Here is a 13,774-nt window from a genome sequence, read left to right as displayed (position 1 = left end):
TCGCCGTCCTTGAGCGCGCGGGCGACGAGCTTCGTCCAGGCGGTCACCACGTGCTCGCCGGACGCGTCGTGGACCTCGCCGCGGATGTCCAGGATGTCGTTGCCCGCCAGGGACTTGATCGACTCGATGGTCGACACGACGGTCAGCCGGTCGCCGGCCCGCACCGGGCGGGTGTACGCGAACCGCTGGTCGCCGTGGACCACGCGGCTGTAGTCGAGCCCGAGTTCGGGGTCCATGACGACCACGCCGGCCGCCTTGTAGGTGAGCGAGAAGGCGAAGGTCGGCGGCGCGATCACATCGGCGTGGCCGAGCGACGCCGCCGCGTCGGCGTCGCGGTAGACCGGGTTCGGGTCGCCGATCGCCTCGGCGAATTCACGGATCTTCTCCCGGCCCACTTCATAGGGGTCGGTGGGCGGATAACTGCGCCCGACGAAGGACTGGTCCAGGGCCATCGGCACCTCCGGGGAAAAGGATCACGACATGCCGCGAGGCCGTCCCCGGCGGTGAACACGGGTACGGCCTCGTGGCGGTGGCTGTGGAGCTGTTTCCTGACGTGTGCGGGCAAGGCGCGGGCGCCCGGCGCACACGGCGTGGAGCCTGCGGAGCGTCAGCGGGTCTCGCGGTGCGCGGTGTGCGCGTTGCATCGCGGGCAGTGCTTCTTCATCTCAAGACGGTCCGGGTCGTTGCGCCGGTTCTTCTTGGTGATGTAGTTCCGCTCCTTGCACTCCACGCAGGCCAGCGTGATCTTCGGGCGGACGTCGGTGGCGGCCACGTGAGTGCTCCTTGACGAACGGGTGAAATGAACACAGGAAGAGTAGCCGACCGAGGGACCGAACCCGCAATCGGCTACGGAGAGTAGCGGCGACCGGACTTGAACCGGTGACACAGCGATTATGAGCCGCTTGCTCTACCGACTGAGCTACGCCGCTTCGATGAACTGGCCCCCGCCGGTCGCGGCGGGGAACCGATCCACCAGAGCCCCAATACGGAATCGAACCGTAGACCTTCTCCTTACCATGGAGACGCTCTACCGACTGAGCTATTGGGGCGAGCGAGGAAGACATTACACGGTCCGCAGCGATACGTGAAATCCGTATCCCGCGGGGCACATCGGGCACGGGCGGGGCACGAGCCGCCCGCGTCACCGGGCCGGACGGGCGCCCCGCGCGCGCCTCCTGGACGCCCCGCGCGCGACCCTCACCGGTACGACTAATGCTCTCCTGCGAGGTGTCGGCCGCCGGTGGTCCTAGGGTCGGAACAGGTGATCTTGCCCGTCTCGTCCACCCCGCCCGTCTTGTTGTACCGCCGCCCCCGCTTGCCAGGACCGGAGGAGCGCGATGTCCGACGCCCCGCACGACAGCTCCCACGACTCCCACGGCTCACACGGCTCGCACGGCTCCCACCGCGACGCCGCCCAGGCCGCCTCCCTGCTGCTGTGCGGGGCCCGGCTGACCGACGGCAGAACCGTCGACGTACGGCTGAGCGGCGCGCGGATCGAGGCGGTGGGCACGGCGGGCAGCCTCGCCGAGGGCGCCCGGATCGACCTGCGCGGCTATCTGCTGCTGCCCGCGCCCGCGGAGCCGCACGCCCACCTGGACCAGGCGCTGACCGCGGGCGGTCCGCCGGCCGGCGACGCGGAGGACGTGCAGCGCCGCGTCACCGAGGCCGCGCTGCTGCAACTGGGCCACGGCGCGACCGCGGTGCGCACCCATGTGCGGATCGGCGGGGTGCAGGGCCTGCACGCGCTGGAGGCGGTGCTGCGGGCGGCCAGGACGCTGACCGGTCTGGTCGAGGTGCAGCCGGTCGCCGCGCCGCGGCTGCTGACCGGCGTGGCCGGCGCGGACGGGTACGCGATGCTGCGCGACGCGCTGAAGATGGGCGCGGCGGTGGCCGGCGGCTGCCCGGACCTGGACCCGGACCCGAGCGGCTACGCGGAGGCGGTGCTGTCGCTGGCCGCGGAGTTCGGCGTGCCGGTGGACCTGCACACCGCGGCCGGCGACCCGGCCCGGCTGGCGCGGCTGGCCGCGATGGCCGGCGGGATGCGGCCCGGCGTGACGCTCGGCCCGTGCCACGGCCTGGCGGCGCTGCCGCCCGAGGCGGTGGCCGCGGCGGCGGAGCGGCTGGCCGCCGCGGGCGTCTCGGTCGCGGCGCTGCCGCAGGGCGGCTGCGGTGCGCTGGAGCGCGGCGGGGTCGCGCCGGTGCGGGCGCTGCGCGCGGCCGGGGTACGGGTGTGCGCCGGCAGCGGCTCGCTCGCCGACCTCGCCAACCCGGTGGGCCGCGGCGACCCCCTGGAGGCGGCCTTCCTGCTGGCCTCCCACGGGCACTGCGACGCCGGCGCCGCGTACGAGGCGGTCGCCGCGCAGTCCCGCGCGGTGCTGGGCCTGCCGCGGGTCCGGGTCGAGGCCGGCTTCCCCGCGGAACTGCTCGCGGTGCGCGGCGACAGCGTCGAGGGCGTCCTCTCCCACGCGTACAGCCGCCTGGTCATCCACCGGGGCCGCGTCGTCTCGCGCACCAGCGCGGTCCGCGAGTACTGCGACTCCGCCGGCAGCGCGCCCCTGGACCTGCCCCGGCAGTCCTCGCCGCGCCAGACCTGAGCACCGTCCGGGGACGGCGCGCGCCCGGCCGGCGCTGCGTCAGGCGCCGGGGACGCCGGGCGCGCCCAAGCGCGGGGAAGCGCGGGGAAGCGGCGGACGGGGCGTAGCGTCGGGGTATGCGTACGGTGATTGCTGGTGGACACGGGCAGATCGCGCTGCGGCTGGAGCGGCGGCTGGCGGCGCGCGGCGACGAGGCGGTGGGCCTGATCCGCGATCCGGCCCAGGCCGCGGACCTGCGGGCGGTCGGCGCGGAACCGGTCGTGCTGGACCTGGAGTCGGCGTCGGTGGACGAGGTGGCCGCGGTGCTGCGCGGCGCGGACGCCGCGGTGTTCGCGGCGGGCGCGGGGCCGGGCAGCGGCGCGGAACGCAAGATCACGGTGGACCGCGACGCGGCCGTGCTGCTCGCGGACGCGGCCGAACGCGCCGGCGTGCGCCGCTTCCTGATCGTCTCCTCGATGGGCGCGGACGCCGACGCGACGCACTCCGACGAGGTGTTCCAGGCGTATCTGCGGGCCAAGGGCGCCGCCGACGACGCGATCCGCGCGCGCGACGCGCTGGACTGGACGGTGCTGCGGCCGGGCGCGCTCACCGACGTGCCCGGGACCTCCCGGGTGCGGCTGGCCGCCGCCACCGGCCGCGGCTCGGTGCCGCGCGAGGACGTCGCGGCCGTCCTCGCCGCGCTGCTGACCGCGCCCGAGACCGCCGGCCTCACCCTCGAACTCGTCTCCGGCGACACCTCGGTGGAGGACGCGGTCGCCCACGCGCCGACGCCGTAGGGCGGGTCCGGGACCGGGGGGGTTGTCCCCGCCCCCGACATGGGTGCGGTCCGCAATGACCGCGGCCCGCGCGCCGGGAGAGGGTCGTGGTGCACGCAGAACGGCACCAGGACCGAACGGCGGGACGGGGAGTGGACGGCATGGCGCACACCGGAGGAGACCGCGCGAGCGGCACGGAGGCCGCGGCGGGAACGGCGTGGACGGCGGACGCCGCGGCAGGAACGGCGAACGCGGCAGGAACGGCGGACGCCGCGGGGACGGCCCGCGCGGCCGGGGCGGCGGGCGCGGCAGGCGCGGCCCGCGCGGCCGGGAGGGCTTTCGGCGGCGGGGCTTCCGCGGGGACCGGGCGCTCCGGGCCGACCCGGCGGCGGATGCTGCGCGGCGGCGCGGTCGCCGCGGCCGGCGGCTTCGCGGCGCTGCGCGGCGGCTCCGCGTGGGCGGCCGGCGGCGGGCCGGCCGCGGGCCGCGCCGCCGCGCCGGGCGGCGGGCCGGCCGCCGCGACGAACCGGTTCCCCTTCCTGCGGGGGGCGTTCGCCCCGGCGACCGAGGAGGTCACCGCGTTCGACCTGCCGGTGACCGGTCGGATCCCGCGCGAGCTGAACGGCCGCTACCTGCGCAACGGCCCCAACGTGCTGGGCCTTGAGGACCCCCGCGCCCACCACTGGATGCTCGGCCAGGGCATGGTGCACGGCGTCCGGCTGCGCGACGGCCGCGCCGAGTGGTACCGCAACCGCTGGGTGCGCTCCTCCGACGTGGCCGCGAAGCTCGGCGAGCCGTACCGGGGGCCGGTCCCGGACAACGACTTCGCGGCCAACACCCACGTCGTCCCGTACAAGGGCCGGGTGCTCGCCTGCCAGGAGAGCGGCCCGATGCCGTACCAACTGGACGAGGAGCTGAACACGGTCGGCGCGTTCGACTTCGGCGGCTCGCTGAAGGACGCGTTCACCGCGCACACCAAGTACGACGCGGAGGCCGACGAGCTGCACGCGATCACGTACTACCCGACCTGGGACCACGTCCGGCACCTGGTGGTCGACCACACCGGCACGGTGGCCAGGACCACCCGCATTCCGGTCGCGGACAGTCCGATGATGCACGACTTCGCGCTGACCGAGCGGTACGTCGTGGTCTTCGACACCCCGGTCACCTTCGACATGGCGGCGGCCGAGGCCGGCGCCATGGTGCCGTACGTGTGGAACGACCGGCACCCCTCGCGGGTCGGCGTGATGCCGCGCGCGGGCGGCCCGGTCCGCTGGTTCGAGGGCGACCCCTCGACGTACTACTCGCACACCCTGAACGCCTACGACGACGGCCGGACCGTGGTGGTGGACTTCGCCGGCATGCCGGCGCCGTTCTTCGCCGCCGGACGCGGCAGCGACGGCCCGACCGCGACCGGCACGCCGTACCTGGAGCGGTGGACCATCGACCTGGAGCACGGGCGGCTGCGCACCCGGCGGATCGACGACCGGCCGCAGGAGTTCCCGCGCGTCCGCGAGGGGCTGGTCGCCCACCGGCACCGCTACGGCTACGCGGCGTGCGCCGGCGAGATGTGGCGCGCCTACGAGACGGTGGACGGCGTCCCGCCGGACCGGAACTTCGGCGACGCCCTGATCAAGCACGACCTGCTGCGCGGCACCACGCAGGTGCACCGCTTCCCGAGGAACTCACCGGCCGGCGAGGCGGTGTTCGTGCCGCGCGACCCGGACGGCGACCAGTGGCGCCCCGGACACGGCCCGCACGGCGGCGCCGATCCCCGCCGCGGCGCGGAGGACGACGGCTACGCGCTGGCGTACGTCCACAATCCGGACCGCGGCGCGTCGGACCTGGTCGTCCTGGCCGCCCAGGACTTCACCGCGCCGCCGCTGGCCCGCGTCCATCTGCCGGGCCGGGTGCCGCTGGGCTTCCACGGCAGCTGGGTCCGCGACGTGTGAGGGCGGCCCGGCCCGGCTCGCTGCCGGCGGCTCAGCGGGCGGTGCGCCGGGCCCGCCAGCAGTAGCAGACCATGGGCATCAGGACCTGGCCGTCCCGGGTCGGCGCGGTGGCGCGGACCTCCGCGCCGATGCGTTCGGCCAGCTCCCGCTTCCGCTCCTCCGGCAGCGTGATGAACCTGCTGTAGGTGCCGAACATCGCGACGATCTCCTCGGCGGTCATCACCGCCGTCCAGGTCACCGCGTGCGTCTCGGTCTCGCCGAACGGCGCGTCCCTGGGCAGCCACGGTTCGTCGTTCATCCGCCGGATCAGGGCGCCGACCCGGTCGTCGGTCCCCATCTCCCGGTGCACGAAGGCGTCCAGGCCGTCGAGCCAGGGCACCCGCCGGTCCCTGCGGGTGTAGAGGATGCCGAGCGTGCCGCCCGGGGTCAGCACCCGCGCGATCTCCGGCAGCGCGGCGGCCGGGTCCATCCAGTGCCACGCGGCGGACACCGTGACGGCCTCCACCCGGCGGTCCGGCAGCGGGATCGCCTCGGCGGTCCCCTCCAGCACCGCCGCCCCGGGACAGGAAGCGGTCAGCACCTCCCGCATGCGGGCGTCCGGCTCGACCGCCACGACGTCCTCGACCCGGTCGGCGAGCTGACGGGTCAGCAGCCCGGTGCCGGCCCCCAGGTCCAGCACCGAACGGCAGCCGGCCGGCAGCAGCCAGTCCAGCGCCTGCGCGGGCGGCCCCGAGCGGTAGCGGTCGTACTCCTGCGCCGCGACCCCGAAGGACACGGCGAGCGGCGAGGGGTCAGGCATGACACTCCGTAGGTCGTCGGGGCGGCTCAGAGGCCGCGCAGCCCGGTGAGCACCCGTTCCAGCAGCGTGACGTCCGGCCGTCCGCCCGTGTAGGCCGGCTGCTGGACGCTGACGTAGCCGCTCTCGGCCAGGTCCCCCACCAGCACGCGGGTGACCTGGAGCGGGATGGTGAGCACCGCGGATATCTCGGCGACCGAGGTGAGGTTCATGCACAGCCGGCAGATCGCCTGCTGCTCGGGGAAGAACCTCACCCCGCTCTCCCAGGCGAGCATGGTGGTGCTGACCAGGGCCTCCAGCGCGAAGTCGGTGCGCGCCGTGGTCCTGCCGCGGGTGACGGCGTAGGGGCGTACGAACGGCGAGCTGCGCCTGCGGTCTGCACTCACGTACGCACGTCCTTCCGGGTGTGTGGCCAGCGGACGGCCGGGCCGGCCGTCAGCCCGCCAGCGCCTTCTGCAGTTCCTTGCGCACGGCGGGGGTCAGCGCGTCGCCGGTCCGCTCGACCAGCAAGGTCATCTCGTACCCCACGATCTTCATGTCGCAGCCGGGCGCCGCCAGCACCGCGAGCACCGACCCGTCGCTGATCGAGGTCAGGAAGAGGAAGCCGTTCTGCATGTCGACGATGGTCTGGGTGACCGTGCCGGCCTCGAAGAGCGTCGCCGCCCCCTGCGTCAGGCTCGCGAGGCCCGAGGCCAGCGCGGCGAGCTGGTCGCCGCGCTCCTTCGGCATCGACGCCGAGGCCAGGAGCTGGACGCCGTCCGAGGAGACGACCACCGCGTGGGCGACGCCCGGCACCTGCTTGACGAAGTTGGCGATGAGCCAGTTCAGGTTCTGCGCTGCGTTGCTCAGATCGCTCATGGCTGTGGCTGCTTCCTCTGCTGCTGGAGTCGACCTCCGACGGCGCCGCGGGTGAGGGCGCCGCGGGCGGGGGCGCTCCGGGGGTGGGCGCTGCGAACGGTGCGGCGGCGCGCGCCCGGGACGGGGACTGGGGAGAGCGCAGCCTCCTCATAGCGGACCCGATCCGCCCGGCGGCCGGCCGCGGCCGTCGCGGTCGCCGCCGTCCTTGCCGCGCCGGACGCCCTGGTGGAAGTTGGACAGCCGGTCCCGCATCTGGCCCGCCGAGCGCGGCGCGCTCGGCGCGGGGTTCGGCTGCGGCGCGGCGCGGCGCAGCCGGGAGTCCGGCGCGAGGTTGTCGAACGGCACGCGCCGCGGCAGTCCCGACGGCGGCGACTGCGCGCCGGCCTGCGCCTGCGGCCGGGGCTGGTGCTGGGCCGGCGACGGGGGTGGCGGCTGGACGTGAGACTGCGGCTGGACGTGGGAGTGCGGTTGGACGTGGGAGTGCGGCTGCTGCTGCGCCTGCGGCCGGGGCTGGTGCTGGGCCGGCTGCTGGTACGGGCTCTGCGGCGGCGCGTACGCCTGGGGTTGCGGCTGCGGGTGGGGCTGCGTCCGCGGCTGCTGCATCTGGCCGGGGTACGCGTGCCGGCCGGCCGCGGGGAGCGCGGGCGAGTCGGGCGGCACGGGCAGCGCGGCGGGCGCGGACCGGGCGGGCTGCGCGGACGGCGAGGGCGGTACGGACTGGGCGGACGGTGGGAACGGACCGGGCTGCCCTGCCGCGGCCGGGGGCTGCCCCGGCGCGAGCCCGTACGCCCCCGCCTCGTCCGCGGGGTCCTCGGGGCCCGGCGCGAACCACGAGAAGTCCCCGCCGCCCGGCCCCTGGCCCTCCTGCTCCTCGTGGAACCACGGGAAGCCGCCGTCGGGCGGACCGGAGTGGCGTCCCGGCGAGGACTCCCCGTAGCCGCGACCGCCGTACCGGTCCGCCTGCGGCATGCCGTACGCCCCGTCGAAGCGCGGGTCGCCGCCGCGCCCGGCCGCGTACCCGCCGCCCACCGCGGCGAACTCGCCGGTCTCGTACGGACCGGGCCGCAGCGCCGCCTGGTCGAACGCCGGCGCCCCGATCGCCTCCAGCTCGCTGGCGGGCAGCAGCAAAGTCAGCGGGATGCGCACCAGCGCGTTCAGGCCGGTCCTGCCGGTGTTCGTCAGCCGCACCTGGATGCCGTACTTGGCGGCCAGCCGGCCGACCACGAACAGGCCCATCCGGCGCGAGGTCGCCACGTCGAGCACCGGCGGCTCGGCCAGCCGGCGGTTGATCCGGTCCAGCTCCTCGGGGCGGATGCCGATGCCGGCGTCCGCGATGTCCAGCACCACCTCGCCCGAGGTGAGCATCTTGGCGCCCACCAGGACCTGTGTCTCGGGCCCGGAGAACGAGGTGGCGTTCTCCACGAGTTCGGCCACCAGGTGCACCAGGTCGGTGGCGGCGTGGCCGGCCACCGCGACGTCGGGCAGCTCGTAGAGCACCACCCGCTCGTACTGCTCGACCTCGGCGGTGGCGGCGCGGACCAGGTCGAACAGCGACACCGGCTGGTTCCAGCGGCGGCTCTGCTCCTCGCCGGCGAGCACCAGCAGGTTCTCGTTGTTGCGGCGCATGCGGGTGGCGAGGTGGTCGAGCTGGAACAGGCTGGCCAGCTGGCCGGGGTTCTGCTCGCTGTTCTCCAGGTCGTCGATGAGCTGGAGCTGCCGCAGCACCAGGCTCTCGCTGCGGCGCGAGAGGTTGGTGAAGATCGCGTTGACGTTGCTGCGCATCCGGGCCTGCTCGGTGGCCAGCCGCACCGCCTCCACGTGCACCCGGTCGAAGGCGCGGGCCACCTGGCCGACCTCGTCCTGCGTCCGCACCTCGATCGGCTCGACCCGCACCGGCTCCTCGTCGTCCGACGGCTGGACGTCGCGCAGCCGGCGCACCGCGTCCGGCAGCCGGTTGTCCGCGACGTCCAGCGCGGAGACCCGCAGCTGGCGCAGCGGCCGCACCACGGACCTGGCCAGCACCACGGCGCCGAGCAGGGACAGCGCGACCACCACGATGATGATCGCCAGGTTCTGGTACAGCTGGGTCCGCACCGACGACAGCAGGTGCGAGGCGCGGGCGTTCATGTCCGCCACGGCCTGCCGCTCGACCACGCGCACCGCGTCGAGTTTGTCCGTCAACTGGCCGAAGGCGGTGCTCTTGGCGATGCCGAGACCCGCGACCGAGGTGTCCTCCTGCGCGGCCGTGGCGACCGCCTGGACCGTGCCGTCGGCGGCGCCGACCTTGTCGCCGCTGACCGTCGACTGGTAGAGGTTCAGCAGCGAGGTGGGCGCGTTGGTGGCCAGTTCGTCGTTGGCCGTCTCGAACTGCGCCTGCTCGATGTTCTCCTTCAGCTCCAGCGTGAAGCCGCCGCGGTCCAGCACGTCGGCGATGAAGCCGCGCTCGCTGGAGGTCTGCTGCTCGATCTGCTGGATCGAGGCCAGCGTCGAGACCAGGCTGATCAGGGTGTGGTCGGAGCTGACCGCGCCCAGCTGGTCGCTGAAGTCCAGCAGGTCGCCGACGATCGTGCTGTAGGCGCTGAAGGTCGGGGTGCCGGCGCCGGGCGCCAGGCCCTGCGCGGAGGCGCGCAGCGGGGCGAGGTCGCCGAGCCGGGCCTCGGCGCGGGCGCCGAGCTGCCGCACGGCGGCGGGCAGCGCGTCGACGCTGCCCCGGTGCTCGTGCAGCGCCGCGTCGAAGGCCGTGACCTGCGCGTTGGTGGCCTGCTGCGCCGCGGCCAGCTTCCGGTCGCCCAGGACGCCGGACCCGGTGAGCGCGACCTCGGTGAGGTCCCGCTCGTCGTCCAGCGCGCTGACCAGCGTGGCGATCTGCCGGGCCAGCTGCGTCTGGCCCTGGATGTGCGAGGCGTTGCGCAGGCTGCCGACCTCGGACACCACGCGCACGCCGCCCAGCGGGATGATCGCGACCAGCGGGACCAGCACGAGGAGCAGCATGCGGTTGCGCAACCGCCAGTCGCCCACCCTGCGTTTGGCCCGCAGCCCGGCGGCGAGACGCCCGATCAGCGCGGCTCCCCGTCCCCGCGGTGCGGCGGCCCCCGGCCCCCCCGGCTCCTTCGCCGGCTCCGTCGCGCCTGTCATGTCGCCGCTCCGTGCTCCCCCTGGCGCGGCGGGCGGTTTCCGCACGTCATCGGACGTCCGGTTCCACGGGACCGCTGGTCTTCCATTCAACTAAACCCTTAACCTTCATTAACGCCGTCGCATGACGCGACGACGCCTGGTCATCCGGTTCATCCACGACGAAACCCCGGCTTCTGTACACAAGGCTCGGTCCGCGTTCGTACACAATGGTCGGCTCGCGCCGGAGCGCGGGTGTCATACCGCTCCGACCGCCGATGCTCCCCCTTGTCATCTCGCGCGTCCGCTTGCGTTCGACGCCTTCGCCGGGGGCCCTAATTGCAGCACACGCGCGCCCGCGAGAGCAAAGGATTGCCTTACTGACTTAAGGCCGCCCGACGGCACTCCATCCGTTCCGGCCTGCGGACAGCCCGTCCGAAATATGTGCACCCCCGTGTACGGGAGACACCAGATGCCCTACTGCGTGGTAGGTACACAGCATCGCGTATATCTCCTGACGGACGAGTTCAGGACTTTTCGATCTCAGCACCACCCGCGGTCCGGCGATCCGTCCGGCGAAGTGCCCGACGCCGTCCGCGCGGTCCAGCACGGCCCGTTCGTAGCGCGCGGCGATCTCGGCGGCCGGCAGCGCCGGGTCGAGGAACGAGGTGACCAGGAGGGCCGCGGCGTGCGGCACCACCCGGACGGCGAGGCCCCGCGTCCCGGGGTCGCCGGGGCCGGCCGGAGCGTGGACCGGAAGGAGCCGTCGGCCAGCCGGTGTTCCACCGGCAGCGGCTGCGCGGCCTTCGCCCGGTCGGCCGCCCGCCAGATCTGGTCGGCGCCCGCCTCGGCCAGCACCGACCACAGCGCCGCGGACAGCGGCTGCCCGTCGCCGACCACCACCGTCCGCTCGCCGAACGCGTCGTGCGGCCACTGCGCGACGACGGCCTCGACGCCGCTCGCCCGGTCCGGCGCGATGGCGGCGACGGGCGCGACGCGCTGCCGGCAGTCGGTGAGCGAGGACAGCCAGACGTCCAGGGTGCGCCGGGTGTCGCCCGCCGCCACGCCCTGCGGCTCGCCGCCGCAGGGCGTGGCGGTGGCCGCGGGGGCGTACGCGATCCGGTTCGCGGCCGTGTCCGGCACTTCCATCGCGACGCTCTCGTAGATGAACGACCGCTGCCGGCCGGGCTGTTCGCGGCGAGCGGCCGTCGCGGCCACGTGCCCCCAGAGCGCCTTGAGCGGCTCGGTCCCCAGCCGCATCCGGGCCCTGGCGATCGCCGCCGCGGTGGCCACTTCCTCCGCCGGCTGGAACATCTCGGGCAGCCCGCCGGTCAGCTTCGCGAGCACCTCCTCGTAGGAGGACGCCCCGAAGAGCCACATCGAGAGCACGAAGTACATCATGAGCTGCGCCGGCAGCAGCCGGCGCCGGCGCTCGCGCCGTTCCGCGTCGTCCAGGAGCCGGTCCATCAGCTCCGGTTGGAACGTATCAACGAGCATGCGCAAAGCGAGTCGGTCGGCAAGTCGGGTGGTCGAGGGTAAGTCGGGAGAGCGCAAAGCCATCGGCAGAAGTTACCTCTGAAAACCATCGGCGTCTAACCCTTCCGGCACGACCGGCTGAAGACGGAAGAAGCATGTTTTCAGCGACTTCTCGGGACAACCGGCGACAGGGTGGATGACCGGCGGGCGCATGACCGGCGCATCCGGCGCACGGCGGGCGCTTAAGTCAATGGACCCCTGTTCGAAGAGGTTGGTGCTCTGCCCCGGCTTCTGGCAGCCTCCCTCGCGTGACAAGCGAATCCCAGCAGGGGCACAGCAATGCGCCGGTCACAACGCGGCAAGCGACGACGACGCCGCCTATCGCGCTGCGCGACGTGACCAAATCCTTCACTACGCCGCAGGGCGGAAATCATGATGTTCTGCGCAACATCAATTTTTCGGTCGCGGCCGGCGAGTTCACCGCGGTGGTGGGCCCGACCGGCTGCGGAAAATCGACCACCCTCTCGTTGATCTCCGGCATGGAGCGTCCCGACGCCGGAGAGGTCCTGGTCGACGGGCTGCCGGTGGACGGCATCACCAAGGACGTCGGCTTCGTCTTCCAGACGGACGCGGTGTTCCCGTGGAAGACCGTCATCGCCAACGTCGCGGCCGGCCCGCGCTTCCGCGGCGCCTCCCGCAAGGAGGCGCAGGCCCAGGCCGCCGACTGGCTGGGCCGGGTGGGCCTGACCGGGTTCGAGCGCTACCACCCGCACCAGCTGTCCGGCGGGATGCGCAAGCGGGTGGCGCTCGCGCAGACCATGATCAACCGGCCGCGGGTGCTGCTGATGGACGAGCCGTTCGCGGGCCTGGACGTGCAGACCCGGCAGATCATGTCCGACGAGCTGCTCTCGCTGTGGGACCTGACCCGTCCGTCGGTGGTGTTCGTGACGCACGACCTGGAGGAGGCGATCTCGCTCGCCGACAAGGTCGTGGTGCTGACCGCCGGGCCGGCCACGGTCAAGGAGTCGTTCGACATCGACCTGCCGCGGCCGAGGAACCCGCGCGAGATCCGGCACACCCCGGAGTTCGTCAAGCTCCACGAGCGGATCTGGGAGTCGCTGCGCGACGAGGTGCAGCTCGCGTACCGGCGCGTGACCTCCGGTGCGGACGCGGGACGAGGTGTGGAAGCATGACCACCGATTCCTCGACCGCCGCCCTGTCCACGGGCGGCGACGCCGCGCCGGGGAAGGGCGGTGCGCCGGAGCGCGACGCGCGCGTCCTGCGGGTGGAGCGGGTGCGCCGGGCGCGGACCCGGCGCCGCGTCCTGGTGAACGCCGTACGGGTCGCCCTGCTCGCGCTGTTCATCGGCCTGTGGCAGGTGACGGCCTCGACGGGGGCTGTCGACGTGTTCTACACGGGCAAGCCCTCCGGCATCTGCTCCAAGCTCTGGGACTGGGCGCGGCACGGGACGTCGCAGGGCCCGCTGTGGGACCAGGTGTGGGTGACGTTCCAGGAGACGCTGCTCGGCTTCGCGATCGGCGTGGTGCTCGGCGTCGTCCTCGGCGTCGTGCTGGGCCGGCTGCGCTTCCTGTCCGACGTGCTCGCCCCGTTCATCAAGACGCTGAACTCGATCCCGCGCATCCTGCTGGGCTCGGTGTTCGCGATCTGGTTCGGCCTCGGCATTGGCTCGAAGGTCACCCTGGCGGCGGTGCTGGTCTTCTTCGGGGTGTTCTTCAACGCGTTCCAGGGCGCCCGCGAGGTGGACCGCAACCTCCTGGCCAACGCCCGCATCCTCGGCGCCGGGAACACCCGGGTGACCCTGCACGTGGTGGTCCCCTCGGCGCTGAGCTGGATCACCACCAGCCTGCACGTGGCCTTCGGCTTCGCCATCACCGGCGCGATCGTGGGCGAACTGCTCGGCGCCCAGCAGGGCCTCGGGCTGCTGATCTTCCAGGCGCAGGCCAACTTCGACCCCGACGGCGTCTACGCGGGCCTGGTCATCACGGCCGTTTTCGCGCTGGTCGCGGAGGGGCTGATCACCCTTCTGGAACGGCGGTTGCTGCGCTGGCAGCCGCGTCCGCACAAGTCGTCGAGCGCGCAGGTGTGAGGCGCGTGACGCCGACTCACGCGGCGACCCGCTCGATGCGGCACCCAGCTACCCCCCTGGCGATGAACCGCCCCCCTCATCTCCACCGCACCGCACCGACCCGCGGCACGCGACGCGGCCCGACC

At 73.8% G+C, this 13,774-nt stretch carries 11 protein-coding genes, 2 tRNA genes and 1 pseudogene; 5 read left to right on the top strand and 9 right to left on the bottom strand.

Going from position 1 to position 13,774, the window contains the following annotated elements; genetic code table 11:
- Positions 1 to 5 precede the first annotated feature (5 nt).
- The 4 genes and pseudogenes from VSR01_RS23845 to VSR01_RS23830 all read right to left on the bottom strand — a co-directional run.
- Positions 6 to 452 (bottom strand): annotated as a pseudogene (locus VSR01_RS23845) (FAS1-like dehydratase domain-containing protein); the annotation flags it as partial.
- Positions 453 to 607: 155 nt separating this feature from the next.
- Entirely contained in the window at positions 608 to 772 is a 165-nt protein-coding gene (gene rpmG / locus VSR01_RS23840; RefSeq protein WP_004571794.1) for a 50S ribosomal protein L33, read from the bottom strand.
- Positions 773 to 856: 84 nt separating this feature from the next.
- Positions 857 to 929: transfer RNA gene (locus VSR01_RS23835), tRNA-Met, on the bottom strand.
- Positions 930 to 976: 47 nt separating this feature from the next.
- Positions 977 to 1,049: transfer RNA gene (locus tag VSR01_RS23830), tRNA-Thr, on the bottom strand.
- Between the two features lie 288 nt (positions 1,050 to 1,337).
- Between VSR01_RS23830 and VSR01_RS23825 the strand changes: the two genes are divergently transcribed.
- From VSR01_RS23825 to VSR01_RS23815, 3 genes are all read left to right on the top strand, one after another.
- Positions 1,338 to 2,594, top strand: coding sequence for an amidohydrolase family protein (locus VSR01_RS23825; protein WP_326451184.1), 1,257 nt, complete (start codon positions 1,338 to 1,340; stop codon positions 2,592 to 2,594).
- Between the two features lie 116 nt (positions 2,595 to 2,710).
- The gene (locus VSR01_RS23820; protein ID WP_326451183.1) at positions 2,711 to 3,370 is read left to right on the top strand and encodes an NAD(P)H-binding protein; all 660 of its coding nucleotides are present in this window, start codon (positions 2,711 to 2,713) and stop codon (positions 3,368 to 3,370) included.
- Between the two features lie 371 nt (positions 3,371 to 3,741).
- Positions 3,742 to 5,301, top strand: a complete 1,560-nt coding sequence (locus VSR01_RS23815) for a carotenoid oxygenase family protein (protein ID WP_326453783.1) — start codon at positions 3,742 to 3,744, stop codon at positions 5,299 to 5,301.
- Between the two features lie 31 nt (positions 5,302 to 5,332).
- Here VSR01_RS23815 and VSR01_RS23810 read toward each other — a convergent pair whose 3' ends face one another.
- The 5 genes from VSR01_RS23810 to VSR01_RS23790 all read right to left on the bottom strand — a co-directional run bounded on the left by VSR01_RS23810 (position 5,333) and on the right by VSR01_RS23790 (position 11,563).
- On the bottom strand, positions 5,333 to 6,100 hold the full coding sequence (locus VSR01_RS23810) for a class I SAM-dependent methyltransferase (protein WP_326451182.1): 768 nt from the start codon (positions 6,098 to 6,100) through the stop codon (positions 5,333 to 5,335).
- A gap of 26 nt (positions 6,101 to 6,126) precedes the next feature.
- Positions 6,127 to 6,483 carry a DUF742 domain-containing protein gene (locus VSR01_RS23805; RefSeq protein WP_326451181.1) on the bottom strand — a complete coding sequence of 119 codons (357 nt, stop codon included), beginning with the start codon at positions 6,481 to 6,483 and terminating at the stop codon, positions 6,127 to 6,129.
- A 49-nt stretch (positions 6,484 to 6,532) separates the two neighbouring features.
- Entirely contained in the window at positions 6,533 to 6,955 is a 423-nt protein-coding gene (locus VSR01_RS23800; RefSeq protein WP_326451180.1) for a roadblock/LC7 domain-containing protein, read from the bottom strand.
- A 147-nt stretch (positions 6,956 to 7,102) separates the two neighbouring features.
- Positions 7,103 to 10,090, bottom strand: coding sequence for a sensor histidine kinase (locus VSR01_RS23795; RefSeq protein WP_326451179.1), 2,988 nt, complete (start codon positions 10,088 to 10,090; stop codon positions 7,103 to 7,105).
- A 519-nt stretch (positions 10,091 to 10,609) separates the two neighbouring features.
- Positions 10,610 to 11,563, bottom strand: coding sequence for a transposase domain-containing protein (locus VSR01_RS23790; protein ID WP_326451178.1), 954 nt, complete (start codon positions 11,561 to 11,563; stop codon positions 10,610 to 10,612).
- A 374-nt stretch (positions 11,564 to 11,937) separates the two neighbouring features.
- Here VSR01_RS23790 and VSR01_RS23785 point away from each other — a divergent pair, with 374 nt between their 5' ends.
- Both VSR01_RS23785 and VSR01_RS23780 read left to right on the top strand, forming a co-directional pair.
- Positions 11,938 to 12,735, top strand: coding sequence for an ABC transporter ATP-binding protein (locus tag VSR01_RS23785; RefSeq protein ID WP_326451177.1), 798 nt, complete (start codon positions 11,938 to 11,940; stop codon positions 12,733 to 12,735).
- Positions 12,732 to 13,649: an ABC transporter permease gene (locus VSR01_RS23780; protein ID WP_326451176.1), complete on the top strand. Its 918-nt coding sequence runs from the start codon at positions 12,732 to 12,734 to the stop codon at positions 13,647 to 13,649. The genes VSR01_RS23785 and VSR01_RS23780 overlap by 4 nt, the downstream gene beginning before the upstream one ends.
- Positions 13,650 to 13,774: the final 125 nt, after the last annotated feature.

This window comes from Actinacidiphila sp. DG2A-62, assembly GCF_035825295.1.
Taxonomy (GTDB): Bacteria; Actinomycetota; Actinomycetes; order Streptomycetales; family Streptomycetaceae; genus Actinacidiphila.
The sequence above is the reverse complement of the archived record's forward strand: the minus strand, read 5'-3'. Positions and strand labels throughout refer to the sequence as shown.